General features: G+C 63.5%; 24 protein-coding genes. 16 read left to right on the plus strand and 8 right to left on the minus strand.

What is annotated here, in order from left to right:
• Positions 1 to 102: 102 nt before the first annotated feature.
• Positions 103 to 1,467, plus strand: coding sequence for a sensor domain-containing phosphodiesterase (locus G452_RS0111125; protein WP_081650585.1), 1,365 nt, complete (start codon positions 103 to 105; stop codon positions 1,465 to 1,467).
• 68 nt (positions 1,468 to 1,535) lie between these two features.
• Here the strand turns inward: G452_RS0111125 and G452_RS0111130 are convergent, their stop codons facing one another.
• The 3 genes from G452_RS0111130 to G452_RS0111140 all read right to left on the minus strand — a co-directional run bounded on the left by G452_RS0111130 (position 1,536) and on the right by G452_RS0111140 (position 3,466).
• The gene (locus G452_RS0111130; RefSeq protein WP_022662338.1) at positions 1,536 to 1,970 is read right to left on the minus strand and encodes a flagellar protein FlaG; all 435 of its coding nucleotides are present in this window, start codon (positions 1,968 to 1,970) and stop codon (positions 1,536 to 1,538) included.
• Positions 1,971 to 2,128: 158 nt separating this feature from the next.
• A complete protein-coding gene (locus G452_RS0111135) occupies positions 2,129 to 3,232 on the minus strand; it encodes an AI-2E family transporter (protein WP_022662339.1) in 1,104 nt (367 codons plus the stop codon).
• Positions 3,233 to 3,256: 24 nt separating this feature from the next.
• Entirely contained in the window at positions 3,257 to 3,466 is a 210-nt protein-coding gene (locus G452_RS0111140; RefSeq protein WP_027189200.1) for a hypothetical protein, read from the minus strand.
• Between the two features lie 162 nt (positions 3,467 to 3,628).
• Here G452_RS0111140 and G452_RS0111145 point away from each other — a divergent pair, with 162 nt between their 5' ends.
• The 7 genes from G452_RS0111145 to G452_RS20660 all read left to right on the plus strand — a co-directional run bounded on the left by G452_RS0111145 (position 3,629) and on the right by G452_RS20660 (position 9,018).
• Positions 3,629 to 4,618 carry a hypothetical protein gene (locus tag G452_RS0111145; protein WP_022662341.1) on the plus strand — a complete coding sequence of 330 codons (990 nt, stop codon included), beginning with the start codon at positions 3,629 to 3,631 and terminating at the stop codon, positions 4,616 to 4,618.
• The gene (locus G452_RS0111150) at positions 4,615 to 5,007 is read left to right on the plus strand and encodes a Rid family detoxifying hydrolase (protein ID WP_022662342.1); all 393 of its coding nucleotides are present in this window, start codon (positions 4,615 to 4,617) and stop codon (positions 5,005 to 5,007) included. Before G452_RS0111145 ends, G452_RS0111150 begins: the two co-directional genes overlap by 4 nt.
• A gap of 222 nt (positions 5,008 to 5,229) precedes the next feature.
• Positions 5,230 to 6,030, plus strand: coding sequence for a 2-amino-3,7-dideoxy-D-threo-hept-6-ulosonate synthase (locus G452_RS0111160; protein WP_022662343.1), 801 nt, complete (start codon positions 5,230 to 5,232; stop codon positions 6,028 to 6,030).
• Between the two features lie 340 nt (positions 6,031 to 6,370).
• On the plus strand, positions 6,371 to 6,751 hold the full coding sequence (locus G452_RS0111165; RefSeq protein WP_022662344.1) for a chemotaxis response regulator CheY: 381 nt from the start codon (positions 6,371 to 6,373) through the stop codon (positions 6,749 to 6,751).
• Between the two features lie 212 nt (positions 6,752 to 6,963).
• Positions 6,964 to 7,407 (plus strand): hypothetical protein, encoded by a 444-nt coding sequence (locus G452_RS0111170; protein ID WP_022662345.1) that lies wholly within the window; start codon positions 6,964 to 6,966, stop codon positions 7,405 to 7,407.
• Between the two features lie 10 nt (positions 7,408 to 7,417).
• On the plus strand, positions 7,418 to 7,726 hold the full coding sequence (locus tag G452_RS0111175) for an SHOCT domain-containing protein (protein ID WP_022662346.1): 309 nt from the start codon (positions 7,418 to 7,420) through the stop codon (positions 7,724 to 7,726).
• Positions 7,727 to 7,728: 2 nt separating this feature from the next.
• Positions 7,729 to 9,018 (plus strand): HD-GYP domain-containing protein, encoded by a 1,290-nt coding sequence (locus G452_RS20660; RefSeq protein ID WP_022662347.1) that lies wholly within the window; start codon positions 7,729 to 7,731, stop codon positions 9,016 to 9,018.
• Here G452_RS20660 and G452_RS0111185 read toward each other — a convergent pair.
• The 3 genes from G452_RS0111185 to G452_RS0111195 form a co-directional block, all read right to left on the minus strand.
• Positions 8,987 to 9,343 (minus strand): hypothetical protein, encoded by a 357-nt coding sequence (locus G452_RS0111185; RefSeq protein ID WP_022662348.1) that lies wholly within the window; start codon positions 9,341 to 9,343, stop codon positions 8,987 to 8,989. The two genes, G452_RS20660 and G452_RS0111185, sit on opposite strands and share 32 nt — an antisense overlap.
• On the minus strand, positions 9,340 to 9,951 hold the full coding sequence (locus G452_RS0111190) for a hypothetical protein (protein ID WP_022662349.1): 612 nt from the start codon (positions 9,949 to 9,951) through the stop codon (positions 9,340 to 9,342). Before G452_RS0111190 ends, G452_RS0111185 begins: the two co-directional genes overlap by 4 nt.
• 84 nt (positions 9,952 to 10,035) lie before the next feature.
• Positions 10,036 to 11,616 carry a glycosyltransferase family 9 protein gene (locus G452_RS0111195; protein WP_022662350.1) on the minus strand — a complete coding sequence of 527 codons (1,581 nt, stop codon included), beginning with the start codon at positions 11,614 to 11,616 and terminating at the stop codon, positions 10,036 to 10,038.
• 321 nt (positions 11,617 to 11,937) lie between these two features.
• Between G452_RS0111195 and acs the strand changes: the two genes are divergently transcribed.
• From acs to G452_RS0111235, 8 genes are all read left to right on the plus strand, one after another.
• Positions 11,938 to 13,920 (plus strand): acetate--CoA ligase, encoded by a 1,983-nt coding sequence (gene acs, locus G452_RS0111200; protein WP_022662351.1) that lies wholly within the window; start codon positions 11,938 to 11,940, stop codon positions 13,918 to 13,920.
• A gap of 75 nt (positions 13,921 to 13,995) precedes the next feature.
• Entirely contained in the window at positions 13,996 to 14,247 is a 252-nt protein-coding gene (locus tag G452_RS0111205) for a DUF4212 domain-containing protein (protein ID WP_022662352.1), read from the plus strand.
• Between the two features lie 42 nt (positions 14,248 to 14,289).
• The gene (locus G452_RS0111210; protein WP_022662353.1) at positions 14,290 to 16,098 is read left to right on the plus strand and encodes a sodium:solute symporter family protein; all 1,809 of its coding nucleotides are present in this window, start codon (positions 14,290 to 14,292) and stop codon (positions 16,096 to 16,098) included.
• A gap of 104 nt (positions 16,099 to 16,202) precedes the next feature.
• Positions 16,203 to 18,122 (plus strand): putative nucleotidyltransferase substrate binding domain-containing protein, encoded by a 1,920-nt coding sequence (locus G452_RS0111215; protein ID WP_022662354.1) that lies wholly within the window; start codon positions 16,203 to 16,205, stop codon positions 18,120 to 18,122.
• Positions 18,123 to 18,197: 75 nt separating this feature from the next.
• Positions 18,198 to 18,923, plus strand: coding sequence for a 3'-5' exonuclease (locus G452_RS0111220; RefSeq protein ID WP_022662355.1), 726 nt, complete (start codon positions 18,198 to 18,200; stop codon positions 18,921 to 18,923).
• 13 nt (positions 18,924 to 18,936) lie between these two features.
• A complete protein-coding gene (locus tag G452_RS0111225; RefSeq protein WP_022662356.1) occupies positions 18,937 to 19,329 on the plus strand; it encodes a hypothetical protein in 393 nt (130 codons plus the stop codon).
• Between the two features lie 99 nt (positions 19,330 to 19,428).
• The gene (locus G452_RS0111230) at positions 19,429 to 19,779 is read left to right on the plus strand and encodes a hypothetical protein (protein ID WP_022662357.1); all 351 of its coding nucleotides are present in this window, start codon (positions 19,429 to 19,431) and stop codon (positions 19,777 to 19,779) included.
• Positions 19,780 to 19,857: 78 nt separating this feature from the next.
• The gene (locus G452_RS0111235; protein WP_022662358.1) at positions 19,858 to 22,440 is read left to right on the plus strand and encodes a TIGR03960 family B12-binding radical SAM protein; all 2,583 of its coding nucleotides are present in this window, start codon (positions 19,858 to 19,860) and stop codon (positions 22,438 to 22,440) included.
• An 89-nt stretch (positions 22,441 to 22,529) separates the two neighbouring features.
• On the opposite strand, the gene G452_RS0111240 is transcribed toward G452_RS0111235, so the two are convergent.
• Positions 22,530 to 22,943, minus strand: a complete 414-nt coding sequence (locus G452_RS0111240) for a hypothetical protein (RefSeq protein ID WP_022662359.1) — start codon at positions 22,941 to 22,943, stop codon at positions 22,530 to 22,532.
• A complete protein-coding gene (locus G452_RS0111245) occupies positions 22,943 to 24,652 on the minus strand; it encodes an FAD-dependent oxidoreductase (RefSeq protein WP_022662360.1) in 1,710 nt (569 codons plus the stop codon). The genes G452_RS0111240 and G452_RS0111245 overlap by 1 nt, the downstream gene beginning before the upstream one ends.
• Positions 24,653 to 24,703 lie beyond the last annotated feature (51 nt).

Genomic DNA, 24,703 nt, shown 5'->3' on the forward strand with positions numbered 1-24,703 from the left:
TCGGCAAAATGTCAAAAAAAGACCGAAAACTGAGTATTCGCTCAGTTTTCGGCAAATCCTGCTGATATTTTTTGTGATTCCATTCACAACTTCGGAGAGCCCATGCGCTTATCGAATATTTTTTTTATGGACCCGCCCACTCCGGGCTACTTCCTTCTTCCTCTTGGCGGGCAAACCCGATACATTCTGGCCATGAACGATCTGCAGCGGCCGCAGGCGGCCGTTCCATCTGATGAACCCACGCATTGCGTGCCGCAAGACATCGAAGACATCCTCTCCAAGGGAGAGGTGCAGACCTTTTTCCAGCCCCTTGTCTCCGTTTCGGACCGTGGGGTGCTTGGATTCGAGGCCTACGCGCGCGGAGTCGTTTCCGATCGGAACGCGATCATCAAGCCTCAGGTGCTCTTCGACGCCTGCCACTCTCTGGACACCCAGCTCAAGATCGACCGCATCTGTCGCCAAAGCGCCCTGGAAAAATTCCAAGGCATTTATGCGAAGCACAAGAACATCCTGCTGTTTCTGAACGTCAACGCAACGGCCCTGAAATCCGATCAGACAAAGCTGGGATCTCTGGAATCCGAAGTCCAAAAACTGGGCTACAACCCGAAACACGTAATCATCGAATTGCAGGCGAACAGCATAACAATCGAAGATCACGGAAAATTCCTGGATCGTTATCGTGACGGGGGATTCGCGTTCTGCTTGGACGACTTCCATTCCGCGGACCTGGAAAAGCTGCATCTTGTGCGGCCGAGCTTCGTCAAGCTCGGCCGGGAGAGCTTCACCCGTCTGGCCGAAGTCTCGTATCAGCGGGAACTTCTGACTTCCCTGCGCCGCTTCGCCGGGGACATGGGCTGCCGCGTCGCGGCCAAGGGCGTCGAGACGCAGGAGGAAGCCTTCTTGCTGCTCGACAACCACATTCAGCTACAACAAGGCTTTTTCTTCACGAAGAAGAAGGAGGATACGGGACAGGACGCCAGCCAGATATTTCAGGAAAAGATCCAGGAACTGCATTCACGATACAAGGAGCGCGTCGGGCAGAGCATTCGGGAGAAGAAGCTGCTTTTCGAAGGATACAACCAGACCATGGTCCGGATCTTGGCAAGATTCGAAAAAACCGCGTTGCGGCAATATGCCGAAGCGGCGCAAAACGCCCTCGCGTCCGCGCCCGAAGCGCTGGCGGTGTTCATCCTCGACGAGCATGGCAGGGAGGTCGGCAGCAGGCTCGTGCGCGTTCCCTCTCAGGACGGCAAAACGGTGCTGCGCGAGGTTCGCGGCGCGCAAGACCACTCCATCGAGGATTACTTCCTGCACCTGCAGATGGGATTCGAGCGTTATGTCACCCACCCCTTTATCTCCCCTCTCGACAGAAAACGGCATTGCCTGATATCGCGACGCTTCTTCAACGTCGAGGGGCGCTCTCTCGTGCTCTGCGTGGAATTTCCGGCGTCTTCCGCCTCGGACTAACCCGCATACGGCAAAAAAAAACGGCGACCCTCGCGGATCGCCGGATGCCCCCCCAAACCGACCGGAAATCAGATCGGCTTGTCCATCAACGTCCCGGCCAGCGCACCGGCCAGGTCGCCGTTGAAATCCTTGATATGCGAGGAAAGTCGAAGCATTTCGTCTTCCGGGATCTTCCGGATGATCTTGTCGGTCTTGGGGTCGCGCACCTCGACCTGAACGCCCTCGGCGTCATCGTTGATCTTGAAGCGCAAGGACACCCCATGCATTTCCAGCTTGCTTTCCGCGGAGTCCAGCATCTGTCGAACCGTATCCCGGTGCAGCCCCTCGGTTCGCTCGGATTCTTCCTTCCGGCCTGCCGGGACGGACGGAGCATCGTCCGCTGACCTGCGGTTGCGAAGAAGCGATTGCGTCTTCACGTCCGGGCGCTCGGTCTGCTCCGAGCCGCGCGAAACGCCGCTCCCGGCATAACTCGCCGACGCCTCGATGTTTTGTTGCAGGTCCATAGCCGATCCTCCAGGTTGTCGCCCAATAAATTTTCCCTTTACGTCTGCCTCATCGGCAAGTGCTGAACAAAACTTTAGGTTGCACCGCAAGAATGTGAAACCCGACCCGCAGACGAACTGCGGATCGGGTTCTGCAACAATGGAAGCAAGCAAGGGAATCAGCAGTTGGAATCCTGGTCCTGCAACGCTTCCTGATACTCTTCGCTGTAGATCTGCAACATCACCATCACGAAAGAGAGAATCAGAGGGCCGTACAGAATGCCCTTGAACCCGAAGACGGAGACCGCGCCGAGGATCGCCAGGAAGATGTAAAAGGGAGATACCTTTTGGGCTCCCCGCAGCAGCCAGGGGCGAAGAAAGGTGTCGATGTTCACGACCACCCCGATGCACCAGACGAAAAGGAACACGGCCCAGCCCCATTCGTCGCTGATGCCCAGATAGATGACGGCGGGCCACCAGATCAGGCTGGACCCCACCACGGGAATCAAGGCGGCGAAGGCCATCATGGTCCCCCAGAACAGGCCGGGAAACCCGACCACTGCGAATCCGATTCCGCCGGCGAGCCCCTGGAGCGCGGCCACGAAAAGACTGCCGAGAAGGACGCTGCGCGAAACGCGCTGGAGGCTGTCGATGATGATGTCCTCCTGGTAGGGCTTGAGCGGGCAAAGGTACTTGAGCCGCTGGACCATGCCGGGTCCGTCCAGGAGAAAGAAGAAGACCATGAAGACGAGCAGCAGGAACTGGAGCAGCAAGCCCACTGCGTCGCGCAGCAAGCCCTTGCTGAGGTCCAGAAGATACTGCGCGAACTGTTCGGAATATCCGAGCAGCTTGGTCTGGATGTCGAGGTGCTCGATCTTGACGAACGGCAGGTTGAGCTTGAGCCAGTCCATGTACCCGGCCATGGCCCCGTCTCCGAGCCAACGGTTGAAATCCGTGTTCACGGTCCATTGGTGAATGGCCCGCAGAGAGTTCGCGCCCTGCACCGCCAGGCCAGAAACGAGGAAGAACAAGGGCACGATGATCAGAAAGCAGACGCACAGGGTCGTGAGCGCGGCGGCCAGCCCCCGGCTGCCGCCCATCTTGCGCATCAGCCAAAGGAACGGGGGATAGGCGATGATCGTGGTCACCGCGGCGAAGATGATCGTATGCAGAAAGGGCGAGATGATCCGGAAGGTCAGAACCAGCGCGAAGAGTAAAAGGACCAGGAGGAAAAAGGAATAAATCCGGCCGCCGAAAAAAGGTTTCGGATCCTGTTGTTCCACAGCGTCACTCCCGCGCCGCGCGCGTCATTCGTCGTCTTTCCTGTCGCCGGGCTTGCGCTTGCCGTCCATGCGGTCATGAAAGGACAGGCTCGCCAGGCAACCGCAAAGCATGCCCAGGGCCACGGCCTTGGCAAGCGGGATCAGTCCGGTCCAGCCGACCACGGCTCCCAGGGAACCGCCCAAAAAAATACCCTTGACCATGACTTCCATGGTCTTCCAGCTCTTGTCCGCCATGCATCCTTCCTTGAAGAGGTGTTCCGCGAGGGCCGCACGGATTTCCTTGTGGCACAAAACTTCCCGCCCCACAAGCAGGACCGCTCTTCCCTTTCGGAGGAAAAGCGAATAGTTTCTGCGCTCCGGCGTTCCGCGCCCAACCCCCTACCCGCAGAAACGATCATGTTCCAACGCCTGCTCGAAAAACTTCTCGCCGTGTTCAAGGACGGCACCGCGGCCACCCTGACCCTCTTCAAGGTCATGACCCCCATCGTGCTCGCCGTGCGGCTGCTCCAGGAATTCGACCTGATCTCCTTGCTGGCCAAGCCCCTGGGCCCGGCCATGCGGCTCGTGGGCCTGCCCGCGGAAATGGGCCTGGTCTGGGCCACGGCGCTGCTGAACAACATCTACTCCGCCATGATCGTGTTCCTTTCGCTGCTCAAGGACACGCCCGTGACCTCGGCGCAGGCCACTGTTCTCGGCGTCATGGTGCTCATCGCCCACGGCCTGCCCGTGGAGCTGTCCATCGCCCGCAAGTCCGGCCCCAGGATGCTCTTCCAGGCCGTGAGCCGCGTGGGCAGCGCGCTGCTGCTCGGCTGGATGCTCAGCACGGTCTACGGACGCTTCGACCTGCTCCAGGGTCCGGCCGCCGTGCTTCTCCAGCCGGAAGTCGGCACAGGCCCCGCCCCCTGGGGATCTTGGCTGCTGGACCAGCTCGTCAATTTCGCGTCCATCTACGCGATCATCCTCAGCCTGCTGGGGCTCATGCGCCTTCTGGAGGCCGTCGGCGTCATCGGGTTGATGAACCGCATGCTCCGGCCCGTTCTCCGGATCATCGGCATCGGCCCCAAGGCTTCGGCCATCACGGTCATCGGACTGACGCTCGGCATATCCTACGGCGGCGGGCTGATCATCCACGGCGCGCGTTCCGGTGAAATCGACCGCCGCGACATCTTCTATTCGCTGACGCTCATGGGCATCACCCACAGCCTGATCGAGGACACCCTGCTGCTGGTCATGCTCGGCGGCGATCTTTCCGGGCTGCTCTGGGCGCGGCTCGCCTTTTCCCTCGTTTTCGTGGCCCTGCTCGTGCAACTGGCGCGGCGACTTCCGGGACGGTTCTGCGACCGTTTCCTCTGGGGCCCGCCCGAAACCAATGGAGGACAGCAATGAACAACGTCGAGACCTTCCATACCGACGCGGCCCCCGCCGCCGTCGGCCCCTATTCCCAGGCCGCAGGACTCTGCCAGCTCCTCTTCGTCAGCGGCCAGCTCGGCCTGGAACCCGGCAGCGGAAATTTCGCGGGCGGGCCGGAAGACTTCGCCGCCCAGTCGCGGCAGGCGCTGAAGAACCTCACCGCCATCCTGGAAGCGGGCGGCTCTGCCCTCGACCGTGTCCTTTCCGTGGACGTCTTCCTCACGGACATGTCCCGCTTCGCCGAATTCAACGCCATCTACGAGGAGTTCTTTTCCAGCCACAAACCCGCGCGGGCCGCGATCGAAGTGGCGGGGCTGCCCAAGGGCGGCCTGGTCGAGGTCAAGTGCATCGCCGCAAGGTCGTAACTTGACAGACTCTGAAATCGAAGAGTAAAGGAAAGCCATGAACACCCGAATCCGCAACGCCTTCTTTTTCAGCTTTTTCTTTTTTAGGTGCGCCTGCGGCCTCGGGGTGAGTTTGTAACTTTTCAAAACAGATCGCCTCAAGGGCCGCGGGTGTACCCGCGGCCCTTTTCTTTTCCATGGGCAGCGGGACACCGGCGGGCCGGGGCGGCAAGGAGAATCGCCATGCTGCTGGGAAAAGCCGTCCGAATGGAACGCATCATGAACAGGGACAACGGCAGGATCATCGTCGTCCCCCTGGACCACGGCGTCACCGTGGGCCCCATCTACGGACTCGTGGACCTGCGCTCCACGGTCAACCAGGTCGCCGAAGGCGGCGCCAACGCCGTGCTCATGCACAAGGGCCTGCCGCGCTGCTCGCACCGGGGCAAGGGCCGCGACATCGGCCTGATCATCCACCTCTCCGGCTCCACGGCCATGTCGCCGATTCCCAACGCCAAATCCATGGTCGGAACCGTGGAGGACGCCATCAAGCTCGGCGCGGACGCGGTCAGCATCCACGTCAACCTGGGCGACGAAACCGAAAAGAACATGCTTGCGGATCTGGGAGCGCTCTGCTCGCGGGCCGGCGATTGGGGCATGCCCGTGCTGGCGATGATGTACGCCCGCGGACCCAAGATAAAGGATGAATACGATCCGGGCGTGGTGGCCCATTGCGCCCGCGTGGGCATGGAACTCGGCGCGGACATCGTCAAGGTCAACTACACGGGCAGCCCGGAAACCTTCCGGAACGTCACGGAAGCCTGCTGCGTCCCCGTGGTCATTGCGGGCGGACCCAAAATGGACAACGACCGCGACCTCGTGCAGATGGTCCACGATTCGGTCCAGGCCGGAGGAGCGGGCCTTTCCGTGGGACGCAACATCTTCCAGCACGCCGACCCCACCAAGCTGGTGCGCTCGTTGAGCAAGGTCGTCCACCACGACTGGAACGTGGACCAGGCCATGGAGCTGATGAACGAGCCTTAGCCTTCCGGCGGCGGAAGCGTGGCGGCGAGGGATCGGCGGCGTCCGAATCCTGGCGGGGAAAAGGATTCCGAAGCTCCGACACCTTGCGAAACGCGCCTCCTTTCCCGCAAACTTCCCGACGCAGCGGCCCGGCAAGAGATTGCCGGGCCGCTGGAAGCTGTATCTCTCGGCATTCGTTCCTCAATTCAGGACAATACGCGCTTCTTGCCGTTTTTTTCCGGTTCGCCCATTGCAATCCACAAGGTAATTATCTAAATACCAGAGAATATTCGGGCGTTTTTCGTCCGATACGGGCACGAAGATCCGGAATCGCCGAGATCAAGAAGGGAGGACCAACGATATGGCCGCAGATAAAAGCATGCGAATTCTGGTGGTTGACGACTTCTCCACCATGCGCAAAATCATCAAGAACATCCTGCGCCAGCTCGGATTCGAAAACGTTGTCGAAGCGGACGACGGCACCACCGCCTGGGAAACGCTGAACAAAGACAACATCGATTTTATTGTTTCCGACTGGAACATGCCCAAGATGACGGGCATCGAACTGCTCCGCAAGGTCCGAGGCAGCGAGGAGTATGCAGACGTACCCTTCCTGATGGTCACGGCCGAAGCGCAGCAGGAAAACATCATCGAAGCGGTGCAAGCCAAGGTTTCCAACTACATCGTCAAACCCTTCACTCCGGAAACCCTGGGCGACAAGATCAACAAGATTTTCAATTGACCGCCCGAAGGGAGCACGGCCCGCCGTGCTCCCTTCTTCTTTGCACTTCCCCCCTCGCCTTTTCACACTTGTGCAGCAAAGTGCACTTTTTTCGCTTGCCTTGTGCAGACGATATTTTCAACCAGCTTCAAATACACGCTTTTTCAAAACGGCACGGTCCCTGCTTGCTATCGAACTGTAGCGATTTACGCTGCACAACGGAGCAACAAAGCATGACCAGACCGCACCCCCTTCTCCTGACCGCCGCCCTTTTGGCCGTGCTGTGCGCGGCGGCGGCCGCCCATGCGCAGGACGGAGACGCTCCCGCATCCTGGACCGCCCTCTTCGGAGTCCACAGTGCGACCTGCTCGGGGGGCGACCTGCCCGAAGAGCAGCGGCGGCAGTTCATGGCTCTGCTTGTGCAGCACCAGCAGCGCCTGGGAGAACTCGGTCGGCAGCTTTATTCCCGTCAGCTCGAATACGACGCCCTTTCGGACACGGGCGAGGAAGAAAAGCCCGGACAATTGAAGGAGCTGCAAAAGGAGATGCAGCAACTTCGAAAGGTCATGGTCGACGAGGACAACACCTTTGCCCAGGCAGCCAGGAAGCGTTTCGGACTCAACATTTCAGGCGGCCTGCACTGCGCGGCCTCCTCGGATATTTCCGCCAACAAGTAAGGAGAGGATCATGTCATTGAGCGCAACTTTTTCCAATTTCGCCTGCGGCCCCTGGAGTCAGGGCGGTTTCGGGCATGGAGGTTTCGGGCACGGAGGCTTCGGCATGGGCTCGGGCGCATGGTTCGGAGGCTTCCACTTCCCCTTCGGCCTGCTGACCCTGGCCCTGCTCGGCTTCGCCGCCTTCTGGCTGATTTCCCGCAACCGCACCCCTGTCCGCCAGGAAAGCGCCTCCCCGCTCGAAATCCTCAAGCGTCGCTACGCTTCCGGGGAAATCGACCGGGAGGAATTCCTGCGCCAGAGCGCCGACATCAACGCCTGATCATGTCACGGATTCAATTTCGCGCCGCCGCGCCCCTGCTGCTTCTGGGGTCGGCGGCGCTGCTCATCGGCGTCCTGGTCAGCGGCATCCTCTCCTTCGGGCACAGGGTCACGACATACTACACGCCCAGCATCCTGACGTTTCAGGATCTCCTGCGCAGCATCGACCACCTTAGCGACTCCCTGCGGCGCGGCCACGGATATCTGGAACCGGACCACCCGGCCCTGCTGCATTTCCGCGACGCCCTGGAGCAAGCCGAGTCCATGCACGCCGGGGAGGAAACCCACGCAGTGGTCCCGCAGGACGCCCAGGACTTCCTGCCGCTGGCGCGAACCCTCTACGAGCGGCTTGATTCGGGAAACGGCCTCACCGACCCGGAACTCCTCGCCCGCCTGCGCGACCGGACGGACCGCCACCTGATCCGGCACGAGTCGGAACTGGACAGAGCCATGCTCAAAATCGGCGTTTTGTCCGTATCCACGGGCGCACTCTGTCTTTTCCTGATCGGCCTCGGCATCTGGGGGAGCCTGCGGGAACGCCGCCACTCCCGCCTGCGCCAGCAACAGGCCGAATCCACTTCGGCGCTCCTGGCGCTGGTCCGGTCCCTGGATGCCCGCGATCCTTACACCCGCGGCCATTCAGACCGCGTCACGGAATACGCCCTCGAACTCGGACGCAGGCTTGGACTTTCCCATTCCCAGCTGGACACGCTCAAGCTGGCCTCCCGGCTGCACGACATCGGCAAGATCGGCCTGCCCGACGCCGTGCTGCTCAAGGAAGGCGGCCTGAACGACGAGGAATATGAAATCATGCGCAGGCACCCGGCCATCGGCGCCGGCATGCTCGCGCCGTTTCCCCGGCTCGCGGACGTGGCCCACATCGTCCTGCACCACCACGAACGCTGGGACGGCAAAGGATACCCCTCCCGCCAGTCCGGGGATGAGATTCCCCAGCTCGCGCAGATCATCTCCATTGCCGACGCCTACGACGCCATGACGTCCTCGCGGCCCTACCGCAATGCGCTGGGACGGGAAGAAGCCATGGCCGAAATCTTTCGTTGTGCGGGGAGTCAATGGTCCGAGCCGTTGGCGCGGATGTTTCTGGAGCTGCTCGAAGAGGGGCTCGGCGGGCGGAAACCAGATATTGCGGACGCCTGCATCGCGGACGATCACGCCGAAGCCGAGGGCCAGACAGAAAGCGCAACGCAAACGGCCCGAAGCGCTTGTCCGCTCCGGGCCGTCCGACGCCTGTCCGTTTCGCTCAGCTCTTTCGATCCACGAAACGCGACATAGCCGCGCCGACCTTTTGTGGGCGGTGCGCCCCGTAAGCCGCGTACACCTTGCGCTTGCCGTGGACCTCGCGCAATTCGTCCCGAATCTTCTCGCGCTGCCTGCGGGCTTCGCCCACGACGCCCTCGTGCAGCTGGCGAAGCCGCTCCAGCGCCTTGCTCATCTCAGCCGCCACAGAGGGATCGCGCAGAATCCAGCTCTCGCGGACCAGCCGGGCACGGTCGCGCGCGAGTTCCAGCGCGCCCTCCTCGTCGCCGTCCTTGAGCAGGCGCAGTTCCTCGCGCGCGGCCTCCATGGCCTGTTCGAGCAAGTCCAGGGCCGTGCTCACGCGGTGGCTCCGGCCCCGACCTCGATGTCGAAACGGATCGTGCCGATGACCGCCTCCCACTTGGACACGGCGGGCAGGAATTCGTATTCGAGCAGATCGGCCAGCAGCACCCAGTCCTCGTTGGCGAGCACTTCGGTCATCTCGGTGAACAACGCGGAAAGATCCTTGCTGGCATCCACGAACTCCGGATTGCTGCGCAGGCCGAACTCCTCGCGCAGGGTGGAGATCATGCCCAGGAAGCTGCGCACCACGTCGAGCAGATCCTGATAGGTCTCCAGGGCCTCGGCGTCGTCGGCCTGCCGGAAAAGCTCGGCCACTTCGCGGCCGCCTTTGCCCATGAGGGTGACGACCTTGTAAAGCTCCTGGGTGATGTCCACTGCCATTTCCACCACGGGCACGCTCAGGATCTCGACCTTTTCGATCTCCTGGGACTCGATGTCCTCGGCCTGGTGGGGATAGATTTCGGAAAACGGCTGACCGTTGAGCAGCACGTCCGTGACGATGCGGTCCTGCAAAGCGTCGTTTTCCAGTACGTTTTCGAGAATCTGCTCCAGGTTCTCGAAATCCTTCAGGGCCAGTTCGCTCTGGCGGCCGTCGATAACGATCATGGGGTTCTCCTTTCCCTTGGCGGTTGAGCTGAATTTTTTTCCGTCAGTATCTCACGCCGCCAGACATTCAATAACCGTGCCGGGTCATTGCAGGGCTCGGAGCAAAGCCTCCATGAGCGAGCGGTAGCGACCGGCCAGGGCCACGATGCTGTCCAGCCTGTCCCCTTGCGCCTGCGACTCGAATCCCCAGAGCAAGCCCACGACTTCCAGGTCCGGATCGGCCTCGAGCACGCCCCGAAGCCGCTGCCAGGTGGCCAGAAACTTGTTCTTCATGGCCTGCATGGGGTGGGCCGCGAGCACCTCCGCCTGACGTTCCAGCAGAAAAAGAAGTTCCCGTGCTTCCCCCAGAATGCCGCGCAGCCGCTCGGCGCGTTCCGGGCTGAGTCCGTGCGCCTCTTCCACGCCCTCCAGCGGCTCACCGTCAAAGAGTCGACGGTAATACCGCCGTTGCAGAGCGATCCAGCGCGTCCTGTCGCAGGAGGCGTGCCCGGAAAGAGATACAAAATCCATCAACCCGTCTGCTCCGCGCACGCTCCGCCAGGCCCGCGTCCCGGCGTTGTCCCGAGCCTCGCCCGTCGCCGTCCCAGCGACAAAGCCATGCACGGCCTCGGCGCGCACGGCCCACCGGCAACGGTGATCGTTCGGGCAGGCCGCGCCAAAAGCGCAGGGATGACAATCGAGATCCGGCTCGAAGCAGAGGCTGCCCTCGCGGTACGGTCCGGTGTCGAAGGGCTGGGCCGTGGCCAGGAAAACAGCGGCCACGGGCGTTCCCAAACCCGCCGCCAGATGCATGGTCCCGGTATCGTTGGTCAGCAGCAGGTCGAGCCGGGTGAGCACGGCCCCCAGCAGCGGAAGCGACGTGCGGCCCATGAGGTTGACGGCCGGGCCGTCGTATTCGGCCAGAAAACGTTGGCCCAGCGCCGCCTCCGCTTCCGTGCCCAGCAGCACGGGCACCAGGCCCTCTTGCAGGGCGAAAAGCCGCGCCGCCTCCACGAAACGCGACACGGGCCAGCGCCGACGCTCCTCGCTGGCGCCGAGCTGCACGCCGAGCCAGCCGGAAAGTTCCGCGCCGTCGGGCAGGGCCTCCGAGAGCAGCGCCTCGGCCTCGGCCAGCAGCCCGGATTCCTCGTCCTCCGTGTCCGATCCCGGCAGGCGCAGGTCCGGGGAGGCGTCCTCGTGCCGCAGGCCCGCGGCCCGGCGAAAAAGATCCACCACGTTGAAGGGGCTTGCGCCCCGATTGCCGGAAGCCAGCTGGAGAAACGCGCTCCAGGAGGACGTGTCCGCATTGAAGCCGTGCTCGTCCACGCCGAAGCCGCGCACGCTGCCGGGACCGAGGTCCAAGGCCAGGGAGCGGGCCAGCAGCCGCGCAGGCAGCGACGGGGTCAGGTTGACGATCAGATCCGGCCCGAAGACGTCCGCGACCTCGCGGCGGATGTCCGCGAAGCCGTGGACCGCCTCGCGCCAGTCGCGGTCCAGGGCGGCCAGCAGACGGGAACCGGGGAAGGCCGCGACCCATTCCACGCCCCGGAGCAAGGCCGCCGCCGAAGAAAAATTGTCCAGACAGAGCAGCCCCACCCTGCAACCGGCGGCGGCGAATCCGGAAATCACGGGCTGGGTCTGGATCAGATCCCCGAAGCGGGTCAGGTTCAATATCAATATCTTCATGGCTCCGGTTCATACCCCGAACCGAAAGTCCGCGCCAGCCCGGATTCCTGCGCGGCTCCGCTTTGCCGCGTCCGGCCAGTGGTGTATAGGAGGATATTGATCGGCCTGCGCCCTCCATCAACGGGCGGCTGTGCCCATGAACGGCAAACAGGTTTCGCCGAGCGGGCATCTTCCGGACGCGAAATGCGCCCGGCGGGGCAGGAACGCCGTTCACCGAAAATGAGGTGCGCCTTTTCGCGGGATGTTGCTAAAAGCGGCCATGGACGGTCCACAACCCGCAAGGGACATTGTTTCAAACTCGTACGAGGAGGAGACGTCGCAATGAGTGATGAGAAAATCCAAAGCCTGAGCCACGAGTCCCGTATCTTCCAGCCCCCGGCGAACAAGAACGCCGCGGTGGGCAGCATGGATGAATACGAACGGATCTACAAACGTTCCATCGAGGACATGGAAGGATTCTGGGCCGAGCGCGCCGGGGAGCTTCTGACCTGGGACAAGCCCTGGGACAGCGTCCTGGACTGGAACTTCGACACTCCCGACATCAAATGGTTCTCCGGCGGCCACCTCAACGTGGCCTACAACTGCCTGGACCGCCACCTGGAAAACGGCCGCCGCAACAAGGCCGCCCTGATCTGGCAGGGGGAGAAGGACTCGGACGTCAAGGTCTACACCTACCAGATGCTCCATGACGAGGTCTGCAAATTCGCCAACGTGCTCAAGAAAAAGGGCATCAAAAAAGGCGACCGGGTTTCCATCTATCTGCCCATGATCCCGGAGCTGGCAGTGGCCATGCTCGCCTGCGCCCGCATCGGCGCGCCCCATTCCATCATTTTCGCGGGCTTTTCGGCCAACGCCCTGCGCGACCGCATCAACGACTGCGGCTCCAAGGTGCACATCACCGGAACGGGCGTGAACCGGGCGGGACGCAAGATTCCCCTGAAGCCGAACACCGACGAAGCGCTCAAGGAATGCCCGGACCTGGAACAGGTCATCGTGGTCAATTCCGCGGACGGCTACGAGGCTTCCATGGTCGAGGGACGCGACTCCTGGTGGCACGAGGAGATGGCCGCCGAGGACGTGCGCGGCGGCTGCCCCTGCGAGAGCATGGAAGCCGAGGATCCGTTGTTCATCCTCTACACCTCCGGCTCCACGGGCAAGCCCAAGGGCGTCTTCCACACCCAGGGCGGCTACCTGACCTACGCCGCGCACACCTGCCAGTGGGTCTTCGACCTCAAGGACGACGACGTGCACTGGTGCACCGCCGACATCGGCTGGGTCACGGGCCATTCCTACATCGTCTACGGGCCGCTCGCCCTGGGCGCGACCTCGCTGATGTTCGAAGGCGTTCCGACCTACCCGAACCCGGACCGCTTCTGGCAGATCTGCGAAAAATTCAAGGTCAACATCTTCTACACCGCGCCCACGGTCATCCGCGCGCTGATGCGCGAAGGAGAGCAGTGGACCACCAACCACGACCTCTCCAGCCTGCGCGTGCTCGGCACGGTGGGCGAGCCCATCAACCCGGAAGCCTGGATGTGGTATTACAACCAGATCGGCAAATCCAAGCTGCCCATCGTGGACACCTGGTGGCAGACCGAAACCGGCGGGCACGTCATCTCCGGCCTGCCCTACGCCACGCCCATGAAGCCCGGCGCCGCCTCTCGGCCGCTGCCCGGCATCGACGCGGCCATCGTGGACAAGGAAGGCAAGGAAGTCGGCCCCAACGAAGGCGGCTTCCTGGTCATCCGCAAACCCTGGCCCGGCATGCTCCGGGGCGTCTGGAACAATCCGGACCGCTTCAAGTCCACCTACTTCGCGGGCTTCCCCGGAACCTATGAATCCGGCGACGGCGCCCGGCGCGACGAAGACGGCTACTTCTGGATCATGGGCCGCGTGGACGACGTGATCAACGTTTCGGGCCACCGCCTGGGCACGGCGGAAATCGAATCCGCGCTCGTGGCGCACCCGGCCGTCTCGGAAGCGGCCGTCGTGGGCATGCCCCACGAGATCAAGGGCCAGTCCATCTACGCCTACGTCACGCTCAAGGGCGACGTGGACGAGTCGGACGAACTGAAGAAGGAACTGGTCAAATACGTGCGCAAGGAGATCGGACCGCTGGCATCGCCCGAGGTGCTCCAATTCGCTCCCGGCCTGCCCAAGACCCGCTCCGGCAAGATCATGCGCCGCATCCTGCGCAAGATCGCCGAGGGCGACACGTCCAACCTGGGCGACACCTCGACCCTGGCCGATCCGGGCGTGGTGCAGGATCTCATCGAGGGCAACGCGGACCTGATGCACCGCTAGACGGACCGCTGCGTACGAAGGGGACAAGGCCCCGCAACCGCGGGGCCATCATCACAACCCACAAGGGGGGATATTATGCAAGACAAAATGCGGCAGTACTGGAAGACGAACCTGAGGTACATGGTCGTTCTTCTCGCAATCTGGGCACTTGTCTCCTACGTATGCTCAATCCTGCTCGTCGAGCAGCTCAACGCATTTCATCTCGGAGGCTTCCCGCTGGGCTTCTGGTTCGCCCAGCAAGGTTCCATCTACGTATTCGTGGCGGAAATCTTCATCTACTACTTCTTGATGCAGCGCCTCGACCGCCGATTCGACGTTCACGAATAAGCGTGTAGGCACACACACGTCTCAAGCAAAAAGGAGCCTCCGATGAGCATACTTACCTGGACCTACATCATGGTCGGCGTGACCTTCGGGATCTATCTGACCATCGCCTGGCTCTCGCGGGTGAAAGACGCGAAGGGCTTTTACGTCGCGGGCGGCGGCGTCCCCGCCATCGCCAACGGACTGGCCACGGCCGCGGACTGGATGAGCGCCGCGTCGTTCATCTCCATGGCCGGAATGATTTCCTTCATGGGCTACAACGGCAGCGTCTATCTCATGGGCTGGACCGGCGGCTACGTGCTGCTCGCCCTGCTGCTCGCGCCCTATCTGCGCAAATTCGGCAAATTCACCGTGCCGGACTTCGTGGGCGACCGCTACTACTCCAACACGGCCCGCGTGGTCGCGCTCGTCTGCGCCATCTTCGTCTCCCTGACCTACGTGGCAGGCCAGATGCGCGGCGTGGGCGTGGTCTTCTCCCGCTTCCTGGAAGTGGACGTGAACACCGGCGTGCTCATCGGCATGGCCATCGTGTTCTTCTACGCGGCCCTGGGCGGCATGAAGGGCATCACCTGGACCCAGGTGGCGCAGTACTGCGTGCTCATCCTGGCCTTCCTCATCCCGGCGATTGCCATTTCCATGAAGGTCACGGGCTCGCCCATCCCGCAGATCGGCTTCGGCGGCAGCATCGCCGCAGGCCCGGACTCCGGCCAGCTCCTGCTCCAGAAGCTCGACGAGATCGGCGTGGCCCTCGGATTCGGCGGATACACCTCGCCCTTCGCAGGCCTGTCCATGCTCAACGTCTTCTGCATCACCATGGCGCTGATGGTCGGCACCGCGGGTCTGCCCCACGTGATCATCCGCTTCTACACCGTGCCCAGCGTCCGCGCCGCCCGTCTTTCCGCGGGCTACGCCCTGCTGTTCATCGCCATCCTCTACACCACGGCCCCGGCCGTCGCCAGCTTCGCGCGCTACAACATGATCCAGACCCTGGCGGAGGTGGACTACAAGGCCGACTCGCCCTCTCCGCTGCCGACTTGGTTCCAGAACTGGTCGCCCACGGGCCTCGTGGCCTGGGTGGACAAGAACGATGACGGCAAGGTCCAGTTCTACGGCCCCGGCAAGGGCGGCGGCGCAGCCATCGAAGGCAAGCCCGAATTGGTCGCCGACAAGACCAACAAGTACGGCATGGCCCAAATATCCAACACGCTCACGGACAACGCCAACGAGCTTTACGTGGACCGCGACATCATCGTGCTGGCCAACCCCGAAATCGCCATGCTCCCGGCCTGGGTCATCGCCCTGGTGGCGGCGGGCGGACTCGCCGCGGCCCTGTCCACGGCTTCCGGACTGCTTCTGGTCATCGCCTCGGCCATCTCCCACGACCTCTACTTCCGGATCATCAACCGCCAGGCCTCGGAAAAGCAGCGCCTGCTGGTGGGCCGGATCATGATCGGCGTGGCCGTCTGCATCGCGGGCTACTTCGGCATCAACCCGCCGGGCTTCGTGGCCCAGGTGGTGGCCCTGGCCTTCGGACTCGGCGCGGCCTCCTTCTTCCCGATCATCGTGCTCGGCATCTTCTGGAAGCGGACCACGCGGGAAGGCGCCATCGCGGGCATGATCGCGGGCATCGGCTTCACCATGCTCTACATCATCCAGTGTACCCCGGCCTTCATGGGCATGAAGCCCTGGCTTCTGGACATCCAGTCCACGGGCATCGGCACGGTGGGCATGCTCATCAACTTCGCCGTGACGGTGGGCGTTTCGCTGGTCACCCCGGCGCCGCCCCAGGAAATCCAGGACATGGTCGAAAGCGTGCGCATCCCCCGCGGGGCGGGAGCGGCCACGGATCACTAGAACTCACCCAGGGAAGCCCGCAAGGGCTTCCCTTTTTTTTCCAGCCCGGGCTATCCGGGAATATGGGTCGAAGCCCGGACCGAACAAACGACCAGGGGAAGAACATGGCCACTCTGCCTGGGGAAAACCCTTCCGTCGTCATCGACTTTCTGCAACGCACCCTGCCCTTCAGCCAGCTGAAACGAAGCGACCTTGCCGCGCTGGCCCGGCACTGCACGGTGGACTTCCACCCCTCCGGCAAGAAGCTGCTCATCCAGGGCGTCACCCGCGTCCGCGAGCTGCTCGTGGTCCAGAAAGGCGGGGTCAAGCTGACCCTGCGCGACGCGGAAGGCCAGGAAACCCTGCTCGACTATCGCGGCGAAGGCGGCTGCGTCGGCGAACTGGCCCTGATCCAGGACCGCCCGGCCCAGGTGGACGCCTCCACCGTGGAAGACACTTTTTTCCTCGTCATCGACGGCGCGGCCTTTCTCGCCCTGCTCAAGACCCAGCCCCTGGTGGCGGAATTCTTCCTGCGTGAATTTTCCGAGAACTACCTGCCCCGCGTTTTCGCGGAAATGCGCGGCCGCCATGCGTCCCTGACCTGCGACAGCGGCCTCTACCTGTTCAGCGCCCGCGTGGGCGAAATGATCGGCCGGGGACTCGTAAGCACGGATTACGGCGAATCCATCCAGATGGCCGCCTGGAAAATGTCCAAGCACAGCGTGGGCTCGCTGCTCGTGCGCGAACCTTCGGGCGAGGTCGCGGGCATCGTCACGGACAAGGATCTGCGCAAGGCCGTGGCCCTGGGCATGGACTACTCCGCCCCCATAGAGACGATCATGTCCACGCCCGTGGCCACCGTGGACGAGGGCGAGGTCTGCTTCGACGCCCTGCTGAAGATGATGACCCGGCAGATTCACCACCTCGCCGTGACGCGACAGGGCGTTGTCGCCGGGGTGGTCACGTCCCACGACATCATGGTCCTGCAAGGCAAGTCGCCCATGGCGCTCTTCCGCGACATCCAGGCCCAGGAACATCCCGAAGGCCTGCACCCCCTGAGCGCCAAGGTGCCCCAGGTGCTGCGCACCCTCGTGGAGGAAGGCGCCCGCGCCGGGCACATCACCAGGATGATCACGGTCATCAACGACCTGATCCTTGAAAAGCTGCTCAAGCTGCTGCTCAAGGAAATGGGGCCGCCGCCCGCGCCCTTCTGCTGGCTGCTCATGGGCAGCGAGGGCAGGCGGGAGCAAACCATCGCCACGGATCAAGACAATGCCCTGATCTACAAGGATCTCGGCGACGACATCCTGATGCGCGCAGCGAACATCTACTTCACTGCCTTTTGCGAACGCGCCATCAACCATCTGGTGCTCTGCGGCTATCCACCCTGCCAGGGCGGCATCATGGCTTCGAACCCGAAATGGCGGCAACCCTACGCTGTCTGGCGCGACCATTTCGAACGCTGGATCATGGTTCCCGAGCCCAAGGAGGTGCTCAACGCCACGATCTTCTTCGACTTCCGCCCCGCATTCGGCAACGAGGAATTCGCCGAGGAACTGCGCCGCCACATCGCCCGCCACGCCCCGCGCCAGGAGGTCTTCCTGCGCCACCTGGCGGCGGACTGCCTGAACACGCGCCCGCCCCTCTCCTTCTTCCGCAACTTCGTGGTGGAAAAAAGCGGCGAGCACAAAAACCGGCTCGACATCAAGCGGCGCGGCCTGGTGCCCTTCGTGGACTTTGCGCGCGTCCTGGCGCTCAAGCACGGCATCAAGGAAACCAACACGCTGGGTCGGCTGCGCCAGCTTCAGGAAGGCGGCCACATTCCGGACGAACTGCACAAGGACGCCGCCGAAGCCTTTGAATTTCTGCTACAGCTCCGGCTCGTGCACCAGCTCGGCCAGGTCGAGGAAGGCCGCCAGCCCGACAACCACATTGCGCCTTCCGAGCTTTCGGAGCTGGAACGACAGACCCTCAAGGAGTCCTTCGGCGTCATCGGCAGGCTGCAATCCTTTCTGCGCGACATGTTTCGGCTGAACATCGTCTAGGAGCGGCGCATGCCTGGGAAACCGCCTCGAAAATCACTCTCCGCAAGGCTGACGGCACTGCCCCGGACGGCGCTCATGGCTCTTTTCGGGCCTCTTCTCGGCCCCTTCCTGGATCTGAGCGACAAGGCCAGCCTGGAATCGCTGGAGGAAAGCCGACGCATCTTCCGCCGACTGGACCAGGACCGGCTCCTGGAGGAATACGAATTCGTCGTGGTGGACACGGAATTGACCGGCCTCTCGCTGCGCAACGATGAAATCGTGTCCATCGGCGCCGTGGTCATCCGCGAAATGCGCATCCAGCCTGAAGAAACATATTTCACGCTCATCCGGCCGGACATGGACCTTCCCAAACTGTCCACCCTGATCCACCAGATCACGCCGGGGGAAGTGGCCGACGCCCCCACGCTGGAAGAGGCCCTGCCCGAATTCGTGGAGTTCTGCAAAGGCAGGCTCATCGTGGGCCATCACGTGGGCCTGGACATCAGTTTTCTCAACCGCGCCCTGCGCAGGATCTACGGCGCGGGACTGAACTCGCCCTGCCTCGACACCATGCGGCTGGCGCAGGCATACGAGGAAGCGCTCTGGGAAGGCTTCTACGACCAGTTCAACATGAAGGTATCCTACCATCTGCCGGACCTGGCCGAAGCCTTCGGCCTGCCTGCGTTCAAGGCGCATCATGCCCTTTCGGACGCATTTCAGACCGCCTATCTCTTCCTTTTTCTGGCCCGCAAGCTTACAAAGGGCAATATCCGCACGCTCAAAGACCTGCACGCCGCGGCCAAGCCGCGCCGCTTTCTCTAACAAGGGGACCGCCATGAAAATCTACTTCGTCCTGCTCTGCGTTCTTTTTGCCTCCAGCAGCTTCCTGCGGCTCTGGAACATCTGGCTCGGCGCGCCCGCCGTGCTCGTGGTCTCCCACCTTGCGGACGTGATTCTCTTCGCCCTTTGCCTGCGCGTCTGCTACGGCGCGGCCTGGAACCGCCGCTTCTTCGAGCCGCCCCAGGTGCGCATGATCTACTGGGGCACCATGCTCCTGGGGCTGGTTTCCGTTCTTCTGCGCGGCCTGGGTCCGCAGGCCGGCCTGCCCTTCGAGGCGGCGGCCCTGCCCGATCTGCTGCTCTGGTTCCTTTCCTACGCCCTCTTTGCCGCGCCCGCCGTGCTGCTCGACTACAGCCTGCGCAAGGGCGGAAACGACTGCCGAGGATAGGGAACGCCGCCGAGCCGGGCGCCTGCGCAGTCGGACGGTTGACAGGAGGGAGACGAGCCCCTATCTCTAACCTCCTTACGAAAAACAAGGAGACCTTTCATGGCCTACGACATTCGACTCGCAAAATTGGTGACCGGCGACCTGGTCGTCGGCAAATGGGACGCGGACGGAGACAAGATCACCGATCCCGCCCTCTTGCAGACCGTCCCCACCCAGCAGGGCGTCCAGATGATGCTTCTGCCTTTCGGCTATCCTTTCGAGAACGACATGACCGGCGAAGTTTCCACCAAGCACGTCATGTACGAATACAAGACCTTCCCGGAAGAGCTGAAGACCCGCTACCTCGAAGCCAGCAGCAACCTGACCCTTTCCACGCCCGGCGACCTGCGCAACCTCGAAAAACTGGTCACACCCGGCAGCGGCGACATTTCCAGCCTGCTCAAAAAATAAGGGAACCCTCCCGAAATCCATGGGGACGGCAGGCCGGAGCCGAATCGGAACGGCCCGCACGTCCCCTTTTTTATTATTATGAAAGAACTGCTGCCCCTGCTTCCCAAGCCCAGCCGCTACCTCGGCTCCGAATGGGGAACGATCCGCAAGACGCCCGACCAGACGCGCGTGCGGGCCGCCCTCGCCTTTCCCGACCTCTATGAGGTGGGCATGTCCTACATGGGGCAGCGCATCCTGTACGAAGCGGTGAACCGCTGCGAGGGACTCGCGGCCGAACGGGTCTATTCGCCCTGCCGCGAGGCGGCCGCCGTCCTGCGGGAGCATGCCGCGCCCCTGGCCACCATGGAGAGCGACATCCCCCTCGGCGAACTGGACGCGGTGGCTTTCAGCCTGACGCACGAGCTGTGCTACACCAACGTCCTCTTCATGCTCGACCTCGCGGGCATTCCGCTGCGGGCCGCGGAGCGCGACGAATCGCATCCGTTGATCGTGGCCGGAGGCGGCGCCTGCTTCAACGCCGAGCCCCTGGCCGACTTCATGGACGTCATGGTCATCGGCGACGGCGAGGAAGCCCTGCCCGACCTGCTGCTGCGGCTGGCCGACGCCAAGGACAACAGCCTGTCGAAAATGGACTTTCTGCTCTCGCTGCGGGGGTTGCCCGGCGTGTACGTGCCGTCCTTTTTCGAGGGACGCGGCGCGGGCGCGCCCAGGCCGCTCCACGAGAACTACGTCCGCGTGGGCAAGGCCATCGTGGACGATCTCGACCGCACTCCCTTTCCCACGCGCACGCCCGTGCCCTTCGGCGCGGTGCACGACCGCCTGACCCTGGAAATCGCGCGGGGCTGCACGCGCGGCTGCCGCTTCTGCCAGGCGGGCATGCTCTACCGCCCGGTGCGCGAGCGCGGGCTGGATACGCTGGGCGGACTGCTGACCAAAGGCCTTGCGGAAACAGGCTGGGAAGAGACGTCGTTCCTGTCCCTCTCCACGGGCGACTATTCGGCCCTGGACGCACTCTTCACCGAATCCTTCGACCGCTGCGCCGCCGAGCAGGTGGCCATCTCCCTGCCTTCGCTCCGCGTCGGCTCACTCTCCCCCGCGATCATGGCCCGCATGGCCAGCATCCGGCGCACGGGAGCGACCATCGCGCCCGAGGCGGGCAGCCAGCGCCTGCGCGACGTGATCAACAAGGGCGTGGACGAGGAAGGCCTGCTGGAACACGTGCGGCGGCTGTTCGAGAACGGCTGGCAGTCGGTGAAGCTCTATTTCATGATCGGCCTGCCCACCGAGACCAAGGAAGACCTGGACGCCATCCTGGACCTCTGCCGCAAGGTGCGCGGCGCGGCCGGACCGGGCATCAAGCGCCTTCAGGTCACGGCGGCGGTATCGCCCTTCGTGCCCAAGCCGCACACCCCGTTCCAGTGGGACCGCCAACTGACGCTGGAGGAAATGCGCGAGCGCATCGGCTACCTGCGCAGCCTGTTCCGTTATGAGAAGCGCATCACGCTCAAGCACCACGTCGCGGAGATGAGCTATCTGGAAGGCGTGTTCTCGCGCGGCGACCGCCGTCTCGGCCCCGTTTTGGAAACCGCCTACCGCAAGGGCGCGCTCTTCTCCAGCTGGAAGGACGAGCTGAACCTGCAAGACTACCTGGACGCCCTGGCCGAGCACGGCCTGAACCCGGACGACTTTCTGGCCGCGCGCGATCCGCAGGGCGAACTGCCCTGGGAACACCTCGACTCCGGCGTGAGCCGCCGTTTCCTGCTCGCGGAAAGGGAGCGGGCGCTCTCCGGCAAGATTACCCCGGACTGCCGCTACCATGCCTGCCGCAACTGCGGCGTCTGCAACCACGAGGGCCGCGCAACGGGGCTCGCCGCCGAAGCCCACAAGGAAATCCATCCCCGGCTGGTGTTCAGCGAACGCGACCAGGAACCGGGCGATTCGTCCCCGTCCGAGCCGTTCACGCCGCCGGAGGTGGAAGAGGATCTGTCGGCCAAGGGAACGCACGTGCGGCTCTGGCTGCACAAGACCGGACCGGCCTCGTTCCTGAGCCAGCTGGAACTCCAGGCCATCTTCGAGCGCGCCTTCCGCCGCGCGGGCATTCCGCTGAGCTTTTCCGCGGGCTTCCATCCCATGCCGCGCCTGTCATTTGGCCGGGCGCTCTCCGTGGGCGTCGAGAGCCGCGCCGAATGGGTCAACGTCTACATCCGCAAGCCCCTTTCGCCCGAGGAGATCTTCAAGCGCCTCGTGGGCCAGCTTCCGGGCGGCATGTGCGTCACCCGCGTCGAGCCGCTGGACATGGGCCGCAAGCAGGAGCAGCCCGGCTTCGAGGTCTGGAGCGTCGTCTTCATCGGCGACGACGCCCAGGAGCGGCAAAGCCGCTGGCTGGCGCTCATGGACGCGGACGAGGTCGTTGTGGAGCGCAAGAACCGCAAAGGCGTGAAGCGCACGGACGTGCGGCCCCTGATGCTCTGGATGGTCGAAGAGCCGGATGTCGCCGAAGGCGAATCCGGAGTGCGCATCGGCTTCGACTGGTCCGATGGCTACGCGAACCCGCTGACCATCCTCAAGGACATCGAACCTGAAAAAGATCTTATCGTCGCTCCGGGAAGCACCCGGCTGATGAAGCTCGAACAGAGCTTCACCGCGCCGCCGCGCCCCTGACGCGCATGCCCCGGCAAACGAAAAGCCCCCTCGCGGATATCCGGGAGGGGGCTTTCTTCATTGCGGAAACGGAATGGACGCGGGACGGCTCAGTCCTCCACCGTGACCTTGACGCGCTTGTAGGTTTCCAGCGGCCCGCCGCCTTTGGCCTGAATGCGCACCACGATGGTGCTCTCGCCAGCTGCAAGAGGCATGAACACATAGCGGGCGCGAAAGCCGTCCTCCAGGACGGAATCCAGCCGGAACATGGCCGGATCGAACGCGGTTCCGGCGAACTCGTAGCCCGAAAGGCCGGGATCGCGCATGTCCAGCACCAGCGGCTCGCCCAGGCCGACCGTTTCGGCAAAGGCCTGCTCGCCGTCGGCCTCGACCTTGACCGGCCCTGGATCGCCGCCCGCCCAGGTCGGGACCATTCCGCACCCCGCCGCCGCCAGGAGCGCCAGAAGCGCGGCAAGGCCAAGCACGGCCCGCGCGGCGGAGCGCTTCGCAGCTTGCGCCGCCACTAGAGCTCCAGGCCCCACTTCTTCAGCCCGGCCATGCCGCCCTGAAGATTGAGCACGTCCGCGAAGCCCTGGTCCATGAGCGTGATCTGCGCCTCGTAGGAGCGCGCTCCGGTGTTGCAGACGAGCACGATGCGCTTGTCGCGGGGCAGCTCGGCAATGCGCTCGGCCAGCTTGCCCTGCGGAATGTTGTGCCATTTCTCCAGGCGTTCCACGTATTGTCCGGCGTCCGCGGCCTCGCGGCAATCCAGGAAGTAGCATTCGCCCTGGTCGGATTCCCAGCATTCGGCGAACTCGTCCGGCAGGATGCCCACGTTGCGGCCTTCGAGCACGTTGTCGGCCACGTTGCCCAGGGAGTTGAGCACGTCCATGGCCGAGGCGAAAGGCGGGGAATAGGCCAGCTCCATGGTGGAAAGGTCGTCCACTGTGGGCTTGCGGGGCAGGAGCGCGGCCACGGCGTTGACGCGGCCGACCATGGCGTCGCCCGAACCGGCGAAGCCCTGGATGCCGAGCACGCGGCGGGTTCCTTTTTCCACCACCAGCTCCAGGGTCATCAGCTCCTTGGTGGGATAGAAATGCGCCCGGTCGAGCTGAATCTGGAAGACGCTGACCGCGTCGAGTCCGGCCCGCCTGGCCGCGGCCAGGGACATGCCCGTGCCCGCCACGGAGGTCTCGAAAAGCTTGACCACGAAGGAGCCCACCGCACCGGGAAAGGTCTTGCCGCGCCCGGCCAGGTTGTCGCCGATGATCCGGCCCTGGCGGTTGGACATGGACCCCAGGGGCAGGAAGAACGGCTGGCCCGAAACGAGGTGCTTGACCACGACGCAGTCGCCGCCCGCAAAGATGTCCGGGTCCGAGGTGCGCATCTGCTCGTCCACGAGGATGCCGCCGCGCTCGCTGCACGCCAGGCCGCAGTCGCGCGCGAGCTTGTCGCTCGGCACGACGCCCGCCGCCAGGATCACGAGATCGGCCTCCAGCTCTCCCGCCGAGGTAACGACCTTGGCGACGCGCTCGCCGCCCTCGGCGGGCTCAATGCGCTGCACGGTTTGTCCGAGCTGGAATTCGACGCCCTGCTCCTCCATGTGCCGCCGGGCCATGCGCGCGATGGTCGGGCTGACGAGTCCGGGCAGGATCTGGTCGGTGATCTCCACCACCGTGGTTTCCACGCCCCACATGTCCGTGAGCGCCTCGGCCATCTCCAGGCCGATGAAGCCAGCGCCCACGATCACGGCCTTGGAAACCTCGCCCCTGGTCACGGCCGCGCGGATCTTCTCCGCATCGTTGAGATCCGCGACCACGTGCACGCCTTCCAGCTCGGCTCCGGGCAGGGGCAGGCGGCGGGGCGAACTGCCCGTGGCGATGACCAGCTTGTCGTAGGAAAGGGTTTCCTGCTCGCCGCTGTCCAGCCGCTCCACGAGCACCTGTTTCTTCTCGCGGTCAATGGACAGGGCACGGGTCCGGGGCTGCATGTCCACCCCTTTGACCTCTTTGAAGAACTTCTCGTCGCGGGTCATGTGGAAGCTGGTGTTGCACAGTTCCTTCACATCCGAGACGTCGCCGGAAACGTAGTAGGGAATGCCGCAGCCGCCATAGGAAAAGCAGCTGTTCTGGTCGATCATGGTCACGGTGGAGCCCGGCTCGAGCCGCTTGAAGCGGCAGGCCGCCTTGGGACCAAGGGCCACCGCGCCGATGATGAGCACGTGTTGAGACATGATTGCGCACCTCGCGTTAGAACTTGAAATCGACGGGGGTATAGCCGGGCG

This window comes from Paucidesulfovibrio longus DSM 6739 (assembly GCF_000420485.1).
In the GTDB taxonomy this organism is placed as follows: domain Bacteria; phylum Desulfobacterota; class Desulfovibrionia; order Desulfovibrionales; family Desulfovibrionaceae; genus Paucidesulfovibrio; species Paucidesulfovibrio longus.